A 15,347-nucleotide genomic window follows, 5' to 3' on the forward strand; every position below is an offset into this window, starting at 1 on the left:
CACTCCGCCGATGACCACCGGAACGATCACCGCGCACGCCGCGGGCACCTGGGACCTCGGCGACCTGCCCGTCAACCGCCTCGGCTTCGGCGCGATGCGGCTGACGGGCAGCGCCGCCTTCCACCACGGCGTCCCCAGCCGGAGGGACCGTTCGATCGCCGTCCTGCGCGCGGCGGTCGAACTCGGTGTGAACCACATCGACACGGCCGCCTTCTACTTCTCCGCCCTGCGCTCCGCCAACGAACTGATCAACACCGCGCTGTCGCCGTACGCCGACGACCTCGTCATCGCCACGAAGGTCGGCCCCCACCGCGAGTACGACGGCGAGTGGGGCACCGCCGCCCGCCCCGAGCAGCTGCGCGGCCAGGTCGAGGAGAACCTCCGCCAGCTCGGCCGCGACCACCTGGACCTCGTGTACCTGCGCCGCATGCGGCAGGACTCCATCGCCGAGCACTTCGGCGCCCTGGCCGAACTGCGCGAGGCCGGCCTCGTCCGCCACCTCGGCATCTCCTCCGTCCGGCCGCACCATCTCGCCGAGGCCCGGGCCATCGCCCCCGTGGTCGCGGTCCAGAACCGCTACGCCCTCGACCGGCCCGACCCGGACGCCGACGAACTGCTGCGCCTGTGCGGTGCGGCCGGCATCGCGTTCGTGCCCTTCTACGCGGTGGCCGGGGACGCGGGCGAGCACGGCGCGACCGACGCGCACGACGCGAACGTGCTGGCTGTCGCACGGGCGCACGGTGTGACCCCGGCCCAGACGCGCATCGCCTGGACCCTGAGTCAGGGCCCGCACGTCCTCGCCATCCCCGGCACCGGCAACCCCGACCACCTGAGGGAGAACGTGGCGGCGGGCGCGGTGCGCCTGACGGAGGAGGAGCTGAACCTGCTGAACGCGCGGCGTGTCCAGGGGAGTTGAGCTCCGTGAGGCGGCTGCCCGGGGGAGTGCCGCGCCGGTAGGCCGTCGCCGGCGGGTGTGGTGTTCCCGGGCGGGCCCGGCTCTCTCCTGGAGCCCTGCGTGACACTGCCGTCGGCACGCTTCCTCCCGAGACTGGCGCCGCCCACGTTTTACGTATAACCTCTCCCGTCAACCACCCGTCCCGGAAGGTCCCGATGTCCCGTCTCGCCCTGGTCACCCTCGTCGTCGACGACTACGACGAGGCGATCCGCTTCTACACCGACGCCCTCGGGTTCCGGCTCGTCGAGGACGCCCCGCGGCCCGACGGCTCCCGCTGGGTCGTCGTGGCGCCGGACGGTCAGGACACCGGACTGCTGCTGGCCCGCGCCAAGGGGGACGGCCAGCGGGCCCGCGTCGGGGACCAGACCGGAGGGCGGGTCGGGTTCTTCCTGCACACCGACGACTTCGCCCGCGACCACGCCCGTATGCTCGCGGCCGGCGTGACCTTCCTGGAGGAGCCCCGGCACGAGCCGTACGGTTCCGTCGCCGTCTTCCAGGACCTGTACGGCAACCGCTGGGACCTCCTCCAGCCCGCCGGCTGACCCGCTCCCTCCCGTCGCACCCCGCCCGACCGAGAAAGACCGCACCATGACCGCTACGCGCGTAGACGCCGATGTGATCCGCCGCCTTCCCAAGGCCGTCCTGCACGACCACCTCGACGGCGGACTGCGCCCCGCCACCGTGGTCGAGCTCGCGGCGGAGATCGGGCACACCCTGCCCACCACCGCCCCCGACGAGCTCGCCGCCTGGTACTTCGAGGCCGCCAACTCCGGCGACCTGGTCCGCTACATAGCCACCTTCGAGCACACCCTCGCCGTGATGCAGACCCGTGAAGGTCTGCTGCGCACCGCCGAGGAGTACGTCCTGGACCTCGCCGCCGACGGCGTGGTCTACGGCGAGGTGCGCTACGCCCCCGAGCTGAACACCCGGGGCGGACTGACCATGGCCGAGGTCGTGGAGACCGTCCAGGAGGGCCTCGCCGCCGGCATGGCCAAGGCCGCGGCGGCCGGCACCCCGGTGCGGGTGGGCACGCTGCTGTGCGGCATGCGGATGTTCGACCGGGTGCGCGAGGCCGCCGACCTGGCCGTCGCCTTCCGGGACGCCGGTGTCGTCGGCTTCGACATCGCCGGGGCCGAGGACGGCTTCCCCGCCGCCGACCACCTCGACGCGTTCCAGCATCTGCGCCGCGAGAGCGTGCCCTTCACCATCCACGCCGGCGAGGCGCACGGCCTGCCGAGCATCCACCAGGCCGTGCAGGTCTGCGGTGCCCAGCGCATCGGCCACGGTGTGCGGATCACCGAGGACATCGTCGACGGCAAGCTCGGCCGGCTGGCCGGCTGGGTGCGGGACCGCCGGATCGCCCTGGAGATGTGCCCCACCTCCAACCTCCAGACCGGTGCGGCCACGTCGATCGCCGGGCACCCGATCACCGCGCTGAAGGACCTCGGCTTCCGGGTCACCCTCAACACCGACAACCGGCTCGTGTCCGGCACGACGATGACCCGCGAGATGACCCTGCTGGTCGAGGAGGCCGGCTGGACGGTCGAGGACCTGCGCACGGTCACCGTGAACGCCGTCAAGAGCGCCTTCATCCCGTTCGACGAGCGCAAGGCCCTCCTGGAGGACGTCGTCCTGCCGGGCTACGCGCTCTGAAGGAGCCCGCGGACGTAGGCGGCCTGTCCGACGTGCTGGAGATCGTCGGACAGGACGCTGACCAGCCGAACCCCCAGCGTGACCGGCGGGTCCCAGTGCTCGTCCACGACCCGCTCCAGGTCCTTGGCGGCCACCGTCCGCAGCACGCCCAGGGACTGCTCGTGCACGGCGTCGTAGTAGCCGGTCAGCAGGTCGCCCGAGGTCACCTGGACCTTGGCGACCTTCGCCGGGGTGTGCCCGTAGCCGGTGTCGTGGCGGGGCAGGTCGAGCCCGAACCTGCCGTGCCAGTCCTGCGCCAGCCACACCTGTTCGAGCCCGAAGGCGTCGGCGACGTGGTCGTCCTGGATCCGGGTGAGATGCCAGATCAGCCAGGCGACGGAGTTGGCCTCCGGAGAGGGGCGGGCACCCAGCTCGTCCGGGCCGAGGCCCTCGACGGCCGCGTGGACCTCTTCGCGGATACGGCCGTAGGCCTCGATGAGGATGTCCTTCGCATGCATGGCTCCACCATCGCGCAGGAACGCGTCAGGCGCCCTCGGTCTCCAGCAGACCCATCAGCGCCCGGGCGGCCGGGCTCGTGGCCTGCTCCGGCGGCAGCAGGGCGACCGTCCGGTACACGGTGTCGCCCGTGTCCTTGACCGGCAGGGCCGTGAGGGACGGGCGCTTGTGCCGGAAGTGGCGCGGCACGACGGCGATCCCCAGGTTCTCGTCGACCAGGTCCAGCAGACCGTGCACGTCGTTGACCTCCAGCGCGACCGTCCGGCGCACCCCCGCCGCGGCGAACACGCTGTCGGTGGCCCGGCGCGGCCCCCAGTCCGGGTGGAAGTCGACGAACACCTCGCCGCCCAGGTCCTCCGGGGTGACCGCGGCCCCGGCCAGGGCCAGCGGGTGGCTCGGATGGCACAGCACCGTCATGGGCTCGCTGGTCAGCGGGACGGCCCGCAGCTGGTCGGTCTCCTCCTGGGCGGTGCGCACGGCGAAGGCGAGGTCGAGCCGCCCGGCCGCGACCTCCTCCGCGAGCGCGCCCGAGCCCGCCTGCCGCAGACAGATCTCCACGTCCGGATGCTCCCGCCGGAACGCCGCGAGCAGCCCCGCCACGTGCACCCCGGCGACGCACTGCTCCGAGCCGAGCGCGAGCATCCCGCGCAGCACGCCCTGTACGGCCGCCACCGCCTCGTGCGCGGCCCGCACCTGTGCCAGGATGCGCTCCGCCTCGCACAGCAGCGCCCGCCCGGCCGGGGTGAGCGTCACCCGGCGGGTCGTCCGCACGAACAGCGGCGTCTGCAGCTCACGCTCCAGGGCCCGGATGGAGGCCGACAGGCCGGACTGGGACACCATGAGGCGTTCGGCCGCACGGGTGAAATGCTGGTCCTCGGCGACCGCCACGAAGTGCTGGAGATGGCGCAGTTCCATGATTGAGCAGCCTAGCCGCTGAATCCCATCTGATTTACCTGTTGGACCACTGCCCGCAGGTCGCGACAGCATGAACACGACCGGAACGGCGTCGCACGCGCGCCGCCTCCCCGTGTGCCCACCCCTCTGGAGTCGCGTTGTACACCGCACACCCCGACCGTTACGCGGACATGCCCTACCGGCGCACCGGACGCAGCGGCCTCAAGCTCCCCGCGCTGTCGCTCGGCCTCTGGCACAACTTCGGGCCCGACCGGCCCGCCGAGACCCAGCGCGCCATCCTGCGCCGCGCCTTCGACCTGGGCGTCACCCACTTCGACCTGGCCAACAACTACGGCCCGCCGCCCGGCGCCGCCGAGACGGCGTTCGGGGAGGCGCTGAAGGCGGACCTTGCGCCCTACCGGGACGAGCTGATCATCTCCACCAAGGCCGGCTATCTGATGTGGCCCGGCCCGTACGGCGAGTGGGGCTCGCGCAAGTACCTGCTGTCCTCGCTCGACCAGAGCCTGCGGCGGATGGGTCTGGAGTACGTCGACATCTTCTACTCGCACCGCCCCGACCCGAAGACTCCGCTGGAGGAGACGATGGGCGCGCTGCACACGGCGGTGCAGCAGGGCAAGGCGCTGTACGTCGGCATCTCCAACTACTCGGCGGAGCAGACCCGGGAAGCCGCCCGCATCCTGGGCGAGCTGGGCACCCCGCTCCTCATCCACCAGCCGCGCTACTCGATGCTCGACCGGCGCCCCGAGGACGAGGGTCTGCTCGACGCCCTCGACGAGCTCCAGGTCGGCTCGATCGTCTTCTCGCCGCTGGAGCAGGGCGTGCTGACCGGCCGCTACCTCGACGGCATCCCCGAGGGGTCGCGCGCGGCGAGCGACAGCCCGTTCCTGAACTCCGACGCCATCACCGAGGACCTGGTCGCCCGGCTGCGCGCGCTGAACGAGATCGCCGCGTCCCGTGGCCAGACGCTGGCGCAGCTGGCCCTGGCCTGGGTGCTGCGCGGCGGCCGGGTCACCTCGGCGCTGGTCGGCGCGAGCAGCGCCCGCCAGATCGAGGACAGCGTCGCCGCGACCCGCAACCTGGACTTCGACGCGGACGAACTGGCCCGCATCGACGCGGTGATCAAGGGCTGACCCCTGCGGGAGGGGTACTCAGGGGCCGATCCGCTCGGTGAGGCGGACGGTGATCGTGTCTCCCTCCTCCTTCCCGATGGCCTTGCGCACCTCGGCCTTGACGGGGAGCTTGTGGGTGCCGTCCCCGAGCGCCATGAACGAACTGCGGAACGGGTGCCCGTCGACGGTCCCGCGGACCTTGACCAGTCCGCGGGTGCCGAAGAAGGCGGCGGACCGCGGCCAGACCACGTAGGTCCAGCCCCCTTCGGCGGGGCTCTTCCGCAGGACGGCGGTGAACTCGGCGTCCAGGTGCGTGTGCGTGCTCATGGCGTCCTCCGGGGCGCGGCGGTCTCCGTGACCGGGGCGGTCCTCCCGCCTCCACAGGGGCAGACCGTCGCGCCCCGCCGAACTCATCGCCAGGGCCCACGGAACGCGCGCTCGTGCCCGGCGGTGCCGCCGCCTCGGCGAGGGGTGACCAGGTACCCGTCCCGTTTCGGCCAACAGCCGCCGTGAATATGCCAGGAGACTGGCCGGAAAGTCATGGTGACAGTGTTTCAGTAGTGAACATACTCGACAGCGAGGGTGCTTCACATGGGGCGACGGCGCGCTCACACACCGCTCACGAGCCGCACGGGAAGCGAGGTCCGCCGACAGGCGAACACGGGCACCACGGGGGAGGCCACGTGCACGACGAGTTCCTTTGCCACGTCACCGCGTACGGCGTCTGCGACGGACGGCGGATCGGCGTACCCCTCGGGACCTACCGGGCCCCCACCCTGGCCCTCGCCCTGTGGTGGCTGCGGGACCGGGCGTCCTGGATGGCCGAGCGATTAGACCCGCGACCGGAGTCCGAGCACCTTCCGCCCGGTGCGCTCGTCCCGGTCGCCGACACCGTGCCCGACGTCCCCGCCGTGCTGCGCGCCTGGTGCGGAGACGTCGATCAACAAGAACTCATCGCCGACGAGTTGGCGGCGGGCCGGCTCGTGCGGATCGCCGTGAGCGACGACACCACCGAGTACGAACTCCTCGCCGAGTCGGTGGACGCCCTGCGCATGCAGCGCACCGTCCCCGCCCTGATCCTGCCCGTCGGCTAGACCCCAGGTCCGGGGCCCGGGTCGAAGGCGATCAGGCGCGGATACGGACAGATCGATAGAATCCAGGCATGGCGGAGCGTTCGATCGCACCGACTGCGCCCGTACTGGTCCTGGAGACCGAGGCGGGCTCCACGGTGATGACACCGGGCCGCGACTACCACGTCGGACGCGACCCGCTCAGCGACATCGTCATCGACGACGCCCGTGTCTCCTGGCACCACGCAGTGCTGCGGCCCGAGGCCGACCACTGGACCCTCGCCGACGAGCACAGCACCAACGGCACCTACACCGACGGGCAGCGCGTCGACCACGGGGACGTCGGCCCCGGCACCGTCATCCGCTTCGGCAACCCCGCCGACGGACCCCGTGCCGTCCTGCTCGACCGCCCCACTCCGGCCGCCGCGCCCGAGCGGCCCTCGGCCGTGTCGATGCCCAGCCGTACCGGCACCTTCCGGCAGCCGACCAACGTCCGGCCGCTGCCCGCCCGCACCATCCGGGTCGGCCGCGCCGGCGACAACGACCTCGTCGTCGACGACCTGATCGTCTCCCGCCACCACGCCGAGCTGCGCGCCCTGCCCGACGGGACCTACGAGATCACCGACCTGGGCAGCCACAACGGCACCTACCTCAACGGCACTCCGGTCACGAGCGCCCCGATCGCGGAGGGCGACATCGTCGGCATCGGCCACTCCGCGTTCTGCCTGGTCGGCGACCAGCTGCAGGAGTACGTCGACACCGGCGAGGTGTCCCTGGAGGTGCAGGACCTCGCCGTCGCCGTCGACCACGGCCGCAAGACCCTGCTCGACCACGTCTCCTTCCCGGTGGGGGAGAAGTGCCTGCTCGCCGTCGTCGGCCCGAGCGGCGCGGGGAAGTCCACCCTCCTCAACGCCCTCACCGGGCAGCGCCCCGCCGACCACGGCACGGTCCTCTACGACGGCCGCGACCTCTACCACGACTACGCCGAGCTGCGTCAGCGCATCGGCCTCGTCCCGCAGGACGACATCCTGCACGGTCAGCTCACCGTCCGCAGCGCCCTGTCCTACGCCGCCGAACTGCGCTTCCCGCAGGACACCGCGAAAGCCGAACGCCAGGCCCGCGTCGACGAGGTCATCCACGAACTGGGCCTGGAACAGCGCGCCAAGCAGCCCGTGCACAGCCTCTCCGGCGGCCAGCGCAAGCGCGTCAGCGTCGCCCTGGAACTGCTGACCAAGCCGTCACTGCTCTTCCTCGACGAGCCGACCTCCGGACTCGACCCCGGCATGGACCGCTCCGTGATGCACATGCTGCGCGGCCTCGCCGACGACGGCCGCACCGTCATCGTCGTCACCCACAGCGTCCTCAGCCTCGACGTCTGCGACCGGCTCCTCGTCCTCGCCCCCGGCGGACGCATCGCCTACTACGGACCTCCCGAGGAGGCGCTGTCCTACTTCGGCTTCGACCACTGGCCGGAGGCCTTCGAGGCGTTCGAACGCGACCAGGACCGGGACTGGGACGGCGACTACCGGACCTCGCCGCAGCACCGGCGCTACATCGCCGACGCCACCGCGCAGCCCCGGCAGGACCGCACCGACCCCGTCGTCATCAGCCGGCCCCCCAGACCCCGCAGCCGCGGCGCCCAGCTGCGCACCCTGATCCGCCGCTACGCCGCCGCGCTCAGCGCCGACCGGACCTTCCTCATCATCATGATCGCCCTGCCGTTCGTGATGGGGGTGATGGCCCGCGCCCTGGCGGGGAGCAAGCTGACCCAGGAGACGGCGATGAACGCGCTGCTCATCCTGTGCGTCGGCGGCGTCCTCACCGGCGCGGCGAACGCGGTGCGCGAACTCGTCAAGGAACGCGTGATCTACCAGCGGGAACGGGCCGTCGGCCTGTCCAGATCGGCGTACCTGATGTCCAAGGTGGTGGTCCTCGGGACGATCACCGTGCTGCAGGCCGTCGTCCTGACCCTGGTCGCCCTGCTCGGCGTCGACCTCAACGCACCGCGCGGCGAGGGCGTGCTGCTGCCGCCCCTCGTCGAGATCACCATCGCCGTCGCCCTGCTCGCGTTCACCGCGATGATGCTCGGCCTCGTCGTCTCCGCCCTGGTGCGCAAGGAGGAGGTGACGATGCCGCTGCTGGTGCTGCTCGCCATCGTGCAGGTCGTGTTCTGCGGAGCCCTGCTGAAGCTGCACGGCGTCCCCGGCCTGGAGCAGCTGTCCTGGCTGGTGCCCTCGCGCTGGGCGCTCGGCGCCATGGCCGGCACCGTCGAACTGTCCCGGATCGTGCCCGGCGACCTCACCGGCGACCCGCTGTTCGAACACTCGACGGCGATCTGGCTGTTCAACATCGGCATGCTCGTGGTGCTCTCGCTGATCTTCGGCTTCCTCGTCTCCCGGCTGCTGCGCCGGCGTGAACCCGTCGTGATGCGGAAGTAGGCACCCGATGGCGACCCCCGGCTTCCGGCCCACCCACGTCGTCCCCCAGCACGGCATGCCCGCCTGGGAGACCCCCGATCCCGACCGGCCCACCGTGGCCCTCGACGCGCTGCTGCCGGTCCAGCTCACCGAACGCCGGGGCGACTGGGGGCACGTGCTGTGCGCCAACGGCTGGTCCGCCTGGGTCGATGCCCGAAGTCTCGTCACCGTCCCGCAGGACCCGCCCACCGCCGGCGCGGGCCCCCTCGCCCGCACCGCCGACCCGCGCCCGCTCCTCGCCCGGGTCGAACGGGCGCTGGGCGCCTACCGGTCCGCCGTCGAGGAACTCGCCGCCGGCGGCCTGGACGGCGAGACGTTCCACTCCCGCACCCACGGCGTCCGGGTCGGAATCGTCGTCGACGGCGAGTCCGTGTGGCTGTACGACACCGAGCACGAGCGGTGGGTGTACGCGGACGGGGCCCGGATGAGCACCTACGCGACGGACGACGCCCCCCACGCGCGGGCCGAGCCCGGGCACGCCCCGACGCAGGTCGTGACGCCCGATGGCCCGTGAGACCAGCCTGTTCTCCGGGCGCCCCTCCGAGCTGATCGGCCGGCAGGTCGCGGGCTACCGCATCGAACGCGAGATCGGCCGGGGCGGCATGGCCGTGGTCTACCGGGCTCGGGACCTGCGCCTGGAGCGCACGGTCGCGCTGAAGCTGCTCGCCCCGGAACTCGCCCGCAACGACACCTTCCGCCGCCGCTTCACCCACGAGTCCCGCACGGCCGCCGCGATCGACCACCCGCACATCGTGCCGGTGTTCGAGGCGGGCGAGACCGACGGGGTGCTGTACATCGCCATGCGGTACGTCGCCGGCAGCGACCTGCGTCACCTGCTGGACCAGCAGGGACCGTTGCCGCCCCCGACGGCCCTGCGGATCGCCGCGCAGGTCGCCTCCGCGCTCGACGCCGCCCACGAGAACGGCCTCGTCCACCGGGACGTCAAACCGGGCAACATCCTCGTCGCGCGCGGCACCGACAGCGACCACCCCGAGCACGCCTACCTCACCGACTTCGGGCTGACCAAGAAGTCCCTGTCGCTGACCGGATTCACGACCGTGGGCCAGTTCGTCGGCACCCTCGACTACGTCGCGCCCGAGCAGATCTCCGGCAAACCGGTCGACGCGCGCTGCGACGTGTACGGGTTCGCCGGCGTGGTCTACGAGTGCCTGGCCATGCGCCCGCCGTTCCAGCGCGACGACGACATGGCCCTGCTGTGGGCCCACCAGTACGACGAGCCGCCCCCGCTGACCGAGGCGCGCCCCGACCTCGCCCCGGCCGTGGACGCCGTGTTCGCCTCGGCGCTGGCCAAGAGCCCCGACGACCGCCAGGACTCCTGCCTCGCCTTCGTCGCCGAACTGCGCGCCGCCGTGGCCGGCGGCACCCGCGGGGCACACCCGCCGACCCGCGTCGACCACGACGTCACCCACCTACGGGACCCCCACCCCCCGTCCGCCGCCCCCCGGGACGCCACCGGCGCCGGAAAGCCCATGGCGCCCCCGCCGGAACCCCCGCCGTGGGCCCTCCCGGTGTACCGCCGCTGATCAGCCGCCCTCAGCGCCGGCCCGTGGGCTCCGCCCCCGCCGGGACCTCGCCGTGATGCCGCAGGCGTCGCGCCAGCAGGCCGCCCAGGAAACCCGTGACCAGGCCCCACAGGAGGGCGAGGCCCAGGGCCCCCCATGTCCGCGGTCTGAGGAAGAGGTTGCCGGCCAGGCCGCCGCCCAGGTCACCGATGCCGAGGATCGACAGACCGTAGCGCGCGGAGATCCGGCCGACGAGGCAGATCATCAGCACCGTCAGCGCCAGCGCGACCGCCATGTGCACCGCGTGCTGCCACGGCCGCACCCGGGCGGGTGAACGCCGGGCCATCACGACCGCGGCGGCCAGCAGCAGCACGGCGTCGACGACGAGCAGCCACCACACCCGGCCGTCCTGCTCGGCCAGCGTGCCCAGGTTGACCTCGGAGACGTCCCGGCCGCGCAGCACCTCGTCGAGCACATGCGGCATGGGCAGCCCGAACGGCCCCTCCACCCGGCCGTTCCAGGTCGCGCCGAGCCCGATCGTCAGGGCCAGCCACACCAGATTGGGCAGCCCGAGCAGCAGTACCGCGAAGGTCTCCGCCACATGGCCGCGCGTCGCCGCGACCACCAGGCCGATCACGACGCCCAGCACGACGTAGGCCAGCAGCAGGACCACCATCGCGTACGCGGCGGGCCGCACCGACTCCTGGAAGCGCAGCAGCGGGCCCGGCAGCGGGGCGCCGCGCGCGACCAGCAGCGCCAGCACCAACACGCCCAGCAGCCACAGGACGCCGAAGAGGACGCTCAGCGCCACGTCCGTCGTGAAGCCGACCTTCGGTTCGATACCGAACAGGTCCCCCAGATCGCCGAGCGCGTCCTCGCCCAGGTCGCCCAACGAGAGGGTGAAGGTCTGGCGCGCCCCGAAGGACAGGGCCAGCAGGGCCAGGACCCACAGGCCGGCGATCCGGCCCGCCCAACCCGCCAGTTCCCCGGCGCCGGCGACCGCCCGGTGCCGCAGCGGCCGCAGGAACCCGGCCGCCAGCACCAGCGCCCCGGTGAGCGTCACGGACAGCGGGATCACCGTCAGCTCGGCGTCGGACGAGGCCAGCCCCCCGGCGCTGCCCGTGAGTTCGACCGTGCCGCCGACCGCCGTGACCACGGTCGCGGCGACCACCCGGGGGAAGGCGCCGTCCGGCAGGTCGGCCGCCCCGGCCGCCCACAGCCCCAGCGTCGCGACCACCCCCATGGCGACGGCCGTCGCGAGGACCACGACGAGTGCCTGCACCCAGCCGTGGGCGGCGACGGCCGGACGGGAAGGGGTCTGCGCGCTCACCCTGCCCACGCTAAGCAGCACCCCGGTGCGCCGCCCGCCGGGAGGGCCGTCCGCGTCGGCTTGCGAGCCCTGAGGACCCGGGGCACAGAATGGGAACGAAGCACTACGAATCACAGGAACTGCGACAAGAGCGGCACTGCGGTGCTCCGGTGTCGCGGGACGGGCCGGGCGGGCGACGCGCCGCCGGTGTCCCGCGGGAGCCCGCGTCGGGAAGAAGGCCTCGTGAGCGTCGACCCTCCGTCGTCCGGCCGTCCCACAGGACCGCCCTCGGGCCCCCTGTCGGGCCCCTCCCAGCCACCCTCGGGACCGCCCTCCCAGCCCCCGTCCGGCGGTGGCGGCGGTGCGTCCGGCGGCCCCGGACCGCAGCCACCGTGGTGGAGGTCCGTGCCCCGTGTCGCGGCCCTCACCGCCGTGGTCGTGGCCGCCGTGGTCGTCGCCGTGGTGCTGTCCCGCGGTGACGGCGGCTCGAACAACACCGCGGCCGACGGCGAGGTCTTCCTCACGGCGGCCGACAAGAAGGGCCCCGACCCCTTCACCGAGTCCACCGCGAAGGACAGCACGACCAAGCGCGCCACCCCGTCCGGGGCCACCGAATCGGCGCCCTCGAACGCCGTGCGCGCGGTCGACGGCGGCACGGACGGCCTCTACGGCGGCACCCGTGACGTCGCCAGCTGCGACGTCGAGAAGCAGATCCGCTTCTTGCGGGACGACCCCGCCAAGAACAAGGCGTTCGCCTCCGTCGCCCACGTCGAACCGTCCGGCGTACCCGCCTACCTGCGCTCCCTCACCCCCGTGCAGCTGCGCCTGGACACCCGCGTCACCAACCACGGCTTCAAGGACGGCGCCGCCACCAGCTACCAGGCCGTGCTCCAGGCCGGCACCGCCGTCCTCGTCGACGACAAGGGCGTGCCCCGGGCGCGCTGCGCGTGCGGCAACCCGCTGACCCCGCCGGTGCAGCAGAAGGGCACGGTCCGCCACACCGGCGACTCCTGGCCCGGCTTCCGCTCCTCCGAGGTCGTCGTGGTGATGCCCGCGAAGGAGCCCGTCGACGAGTTCGTCATCTACGACGACGAGCACGACGAGTGGATCGCCCGGGAGCCCGGCGACGACGTGCACAAGGACAAGAAGACCCACCGCCCGGAGAAGCCCTCGCCGTCGGTGAGCGAGTCCTCCTCCCCCTCCACCTCGCCCGGCACGGGCACCCCGACGGCTCCGGGCACCTCCACCCCGGAGACCTCCACGCCCGAGACCAGGACGTCCGAGCCGACCTCCGAGCCCGGCACCACGACGTCCGAACCGCCCCCGGACGGCGGTACGACGACCACCACGGGCTCCGCCTCCACAGGACCGGAGACGGCCTCGTCGTCGCTGTGACGTACAGCGCGAAACGGAGGTGGACTGCACGGCGCAGGACTGGGTACCAGGACTGGTGCACTGGCGTCCGGCGGTGCCGGCTTCCGAGAGAGAAACGATGATCGACCTTGTGGACGGGGCAGTGATTCCGACTGGTTTCGACGTGCCCGTGGAGCCGCTGCGGCGCGCGGCCCACTTCAGTGGGGAACAGGGCTGCATCGCCGAGGCGCGGTCCTTCGCCGCGGTGTTCCTCGGCCGGCTCAGGACCGAGTGGTGCGCCACCATCGGGCAGCCCGTGGAGGACAAGGTGCTCCTCGTGGTCAGCGAGCTGATCACCAACGCCGACCGGCACAGCAACGGACCGTACATCCTCGACCTCGAGGGCACCGACGACTCCGTGTCGATCTGCGTGTACGACAGCAGCTCCGCGCTGCCCCGCCGCTTCCCCAAGGACCCCGAACGCATCGGCCGGCACGGCCTGGAGATCGTCCACGCGCTGGCCGCCGAGGTCGTCGTGGAACGCGTCCCGGTCGGCAAGCGCGTCCGCGCGGTCCTGTGCCTCGGCGCCGAGTGACGAGCGCCCGCGCCCGATTTCGTCCAGGGCGGAACGCGCGCACCTTCCCCTGACGCTCCCGGCTCCTAGGCTGGGCGGGTGAGCGAACAAGCGCCGAACGAAGCCCGCGTCATCCCGCTGCGCCGGGCGGCCGTCCGCCCGGCCGCCGTACGCCCCGGGACGACCCGCCCCCCGTCCGAACGCCCCGCCCCCGCCCGCCCGTCCGCCGCGCCCGGCACCGCCGCGCCCTCGCCGGCCGCGCCCCGGGAGCCCCTGTGGCGCGACCTGGTCGGTGACGTCCTGCGCCGCGAACGCCTCGCCCAGGAGCGCACGCTCAAGGACGTGGCGGACGCGGCGCGGATCTCCATGCCCTACCTCTCCGAGGTCGAGCGCGGCCGCAAGGAGGCCTCCTCCGAGGTCCTCGCGGCCGCCGCCCACGCCCTGGGCCTCGGTCTGGGCGACCTGCTGACGCTGGTCCAGGGCGAGTTGACGCGGGTCACGTCCCGCAGGGTGCCCCCCTCGGGACGCGCCGGGACGGGATCGCCGTACGACGGGCTGTGCCTGGCCGCGTGACGCGGCGCCGGCGCCTCAGACCCGCACCAGGCGCCGGCTCACCACCTCGTCGGCCAGCCCGTACGCGACGGCCTCCGGAGCGGTGAACACCTTGTCGCGGTCCATGTCCGCGCGCAGCGTCGTGATGTCGTGGTGGGTGTGCCGCGCCAGCACCTCCTCGACCTGCGAGCGGATGCGGACCATCTCCTTGGCCTGGAGCGCCAGGTCGGACACCACGCCCCGGCTGCCGCCGGTCGCGGGCTGGCCCAGCAGGACCCGGGCGTGCTCCAGCACGAACCGCCGGCCCGGGTCCCCTCCGGCCAGCAGCACGGCGGCCGTCGACGCCGCCTGTCCCACGCAGAACGTGGAGATCGGCGCCTGGACGTACGTCATGGTGTCGTAGATCGCCATGAGCGAGGTGTACGAGCCGCCGGGGGAGTTGATGTAGAGCGAGATCTCACTCTCCGGCGCCGACGACTCCAGGTGCAGGAGCTGCGCGATGACGACATTGGCGACGCCGTCGTCGATCTCGGTGCCGAGGAAGATGATCCGCTCCGACAGCAGCCGGCTGAAGACGTCCGAGGACCGCTCGCCGTGCGGGGTGCGCTCCGTGACGTACGGAATCGTGTAGTTGCCCATGATCACAGTCCCATCCGTCGCCGGGAGGCGGCCGGGCGGACGTCCGCGAGGGACTCCAGGACCTGGTCCACCATGCCGTACTCCTTGGCCTGCTCGGCCGTGAACCAGCGGTCGCGGTCCCCGTCCCGGGAGATGGTCTCCGGGGTCTGGCCGGTGTGCTCGGCGGTGATCCGCTCGATGGTCCGCTTGGTGAACTCGAGGTTGTCCGCCTGGATCTCGATGTCCGCGGTGGTGCCCCCGATGCCCGCCGACGGCTGGTGCATCATGATGCGCGCGTTCGGCAGCGCGTACCGCTTGCCCGCCGTGCCGACGCTCAGCAGGAACTGGCCCATGCTGGCCGCGAACCCCATCGCGAGCGTGGAGACGTCGTTCGGGATGAGCCGCATGGTGTCGTAGATGGCCAGGCCCGCGTGGACCGAGCCGCCCGGGCTGTTGATGTACAGGCTGATGTCGGTACGCGGATCCTCCGCCGACAGCAGGAGCAGCTGGGCGCACACCCGGTTGGCGGACGCCTCGGTGACCTCGGTGCCCAGCAACACGATGCGCTGGCCCAGCAGTTGGGAGGCGAGCTGGTCGTCGAAGCGGGTCGGCGGGGTCTCGCCCTCCTCCGCGCGGGGCGCGAACGTGACAGGTGGAGTCATCGGTCCTCCTCGGTGATGGGATGCCGTCGCCTCCACTGTCGGCCGGGCCGGGCCCCACCGGCGGCTTTCTCTGCCTGCGGCA

General features: G+C 72.7%; 17 protein-coding genes. 11 read left to right on the forward strand and 6 right to left on the reverse strand.

Features of this window, described 5'->3' with window-relative positions; translation table 11 throughout:
* Positions 1-10 precede the first annotated feature (10 nt).
* From ACFV46_RS07295 to ACFV46_RS07305, 3 genes are all read left to right on the forward strand, one after another.
* A complete protein-coding gene (locus tag ACFV46_RS07295) occupies positions 11-916 on the forward strand; it encodes an aldo/keto reductase (RefSeq protein ID WP_385497316.1) in 906 nt (301 codons plus the stop codon).
* A 194-nt stretch (positions 917-1,110) separates the two neighbouring features.
* Positions 1,111-1,497, forward strand: coding sequence for a VOC family protein (locus ACFV46_RS07300; RefSeq protein WP_385497317.1), 387 nt, complete (start codon positions 1,111-1,113; stop codon positions 1,495-1,497).
* A gap of 46 nt (positions 1,498-1,543) precedes the next feature.
* Positions 1,544-2,608: an adenosine deaminase gene (locus tag ACFV46_RS07305; protein WP_385497318.1), complete on the forward strand. Its 1,065-nt coding sequence runs from the start codon at positions 1,544-1,546 to the stop codon at positions 2,606-2,608.
* On the opposite strand, the gene ACFV46_RS07310 is transcribed toward ACFV46_RS07305, so the two are convergent.
* Together ACFV46_RS07310 and ACFV46_RS07315 are read right to left on the reverse strand one after the other, a co-directional pair.
* Complete coding sequence (locus ACFV46_RS07310) at positions 2,596-3,105, reverse strand: DUF664 domain-containing protein (RefSeq protein WP_361935695.1); 510 nt, start codon at positions 3,103-3,105, stop codon at positions 2,596-2,598. The two genes, ACFV46_RS07305 and ACFV46_RS07310, sit on opposite strands and share 13 nt — an antisense overlap.
* 25 nt (positions 3,106-3,130) lie before the next feature.
* On the reverse strand, positions 3,131-4,018 hold the full coding sequence (locus ACFV46_RS07315) for a LysR substrate-binding domain-containing protein (RefSeq protein WP_361935692.1): 888 nt from the start codon (positions 4,016-4,018) through the stop codon (positions 3,131-3,133).
* Positions 4,019-4,155: 137 nt separating this feature from the next.
* On the opposite strand from ACFV46_RS07315, the gene mgrA reads away from it, so the two are divergent.
* Positions 4,156-5,148, forward strand: coding sequence for an L-glyceraldehyde 3-phosphate reductase (gene mgrA / locus ACFV46_RS07320; RefSeq protein WP_376726039.1), 993 nt, complete (start codon positions 4,156-4,158; stop codon positions 5,146-5,148).
* A gap of 18 nt (positions 5,149-5,166) precedes the next feature.
* On the opposite strand, the gene ACFV46_RS07325 is transcribed toward mgrA, so the two are convergent.
* Positions 5,167-5,454 carry a DUF1905 domain-containing protein gene (locus tag ACFV46_RS07325; RefSeq protein ID WP_361935686.1) on the reverse strand — a complete coding sequence of 96 codons (288 nt, stop codon included), beginning with the start codon at positions 5,452-5,454 and terminating at the stop codon, positions 5,167-5,169.
* Positions 5,455-5,810: 356 nt separating this feature from the next.
* Here ACFV46_RS07325 and ACFV46_RS07330 point away from each other — a divergent pair, with 356 nt between their 5' ends.
* The 4 genes from ACFV46_RS07330 (at position 5,811) to ACFV46_RS07345 (ending at position 10,218) form a co-directional block, all read left to right on the forward strand.
* On the forward strand, positions 5,811-6,221 hold the full coding sequence (locus ACFV46_RS07330) for a hypothetical protein (protein ID WP_385497319.1): 411 nt from the start codon (positions 5,811-5,813) through the stop codon (positions 6,219-6,221).
* Between the two features lie 68 nt (positions 6,222-6,289).
* Positions 6,290-8,635 carry an FHA domain-containing protein gene (locus tag ACFV46_RS07335; protein WP_385497320.1) on the forward strand — a complete coding sequence of 782 codons (2,346 nt, stop codon included), beginning with the start codon at positions 6,290-6,292 and terminating at the stop codon, positions 8,633-8,635.
* Positions 8,636-8,642: 7 nt separating this feature from the next.
* Positions 8,643-9,188 carry a hypothetical protein gene (locus tag ACFV46_RS07340; protein WP_361935677.1) on the forward strand — a complete coding sequence of 182 codons (546 nt, stop codon included), beginning with the start codon at positions 8,643-8,645 and terminating at the stop codon, positions 9,186-9,188.
* The gene (locus ACFV46_RS07345) at positions 9,178-10,218 is read left to right on the forward strand and encodes a serine/threonine-protein kinase (protein ID WP_385497321.1); all 1,041 of its coding nucleotides are present in this window, start codon (positions 9,178-9,180) and stop codon (positions 10,216-10,218) included. The genes ACFV46_RS07340 and ACFV46_RS07345 overlap by 11 nt, the downstream gene beginning before the upstream one ends.
* Positions 10,219-10,228: 10 nt before the next feature.
* Here the strand turns inward: ACFV46_RS07345 and ACFV46_RS07350 are convergent, their stop codons facing one another.
* Positions 10,229-11,527 carry a streptophobe family protein gene (locus ACFV46_RS07350; protein WP_385497322.1) on the reverse strand — a complete coding sequence of 433 codons (1,299 nt, stop codon included), beginning with the start codon at positions 11,525-11,527 and terminating at the stop codon, positions 10,229-10,231.
* A gap of 222 nt (positions 11,528-11,749) precedes the next feature.
* Between ACFV46_RS07350 and ACFV46_RS07355 the strand changes: the two genes are divergently transcribed.
* The 3 genes from ACFV46_RS07355 (at position 11,750) to ACFV46_RS07365 (ending at position 14,006) form a co-directional block, all read left to right on the forward strand.
* Positions 11,750-12,901, forward strand: a complete 1,152-nt coding sequence (locus ACFV46_RS07355) for a DUF6777 domain-containing protein (protein WP_385497323.1) — start codon at positions 11,750-11,752, stop codon at positions 12,899-12,901.
* A 97-nt stretch (positions 12,902-12,998) separates the two neighbouring features.
* Positions 12,999-13,454 carry an ATP-binding protein gene (locus ACFV46_RS07360; protein ID WP_385497324.1) on the forward strand — a complete coding sequence of 152 codons (456 nt, stop codon included), beginning with the start codon at positions 12,999-13,001 and terminating at the stop codon, positions 13,452-13,454.
* A 78-nt stretch (positions 13,455-13,532) separates the two neighbouring features.
* Complete coding sequence (locus ACFV46_RS07365) at positions 13,533-14,006, forward strand: helix-turn-helix domain-containing protein (RefSeq protein ID WP_385497325.1); 474 nt, start codon at positions 13,533-13,535, stop codon at positions 14,004-14,006.
* A gap of 15 nt (positions 14,007-14,021) precedes the next feature.
* Here ACFV46_RS07365 and ACFV46_RS07370 read toward each other — a convergent pair whose 3' ends face one another.
* Positions 14,022-14,624 carry a ClpP family protease gene (locus tag ACFV46_RS07370; RefSeq protein WP_151782560.1) on the reverse strand — a complete coding sequence of 201 codons (603 nt, stop codon included), beginning with the start codon at positions 14,622-14,624 and terminating at the stop codon, positions 14,022-14,024.
* A gap of 2 nt (positions 14,625-14,626) precedes the next feature.
* Positions 14,627-15,265, reverse strand: coding sequence for an ATP-dependent Clp protease proteolytic subunit (locus tag ACFV46_RS07375; protein WP_376726045.1), 639 nt, complete (start codon positions 15,263-15,265; stop codon positions 14,627-14,629).
* Between the last annotated feature and the right edge of the window lie 82 nt (positions 15,266-15,347).

It is taken from the genome of Streptomyces sp. NPDC059852 (assembly GCF_042731455.1).
Lineage (GTDB): Bacteria > Actinomycetota > Actinomycetes > Streptomycetales > Streptomycetaceae > Streptomyces.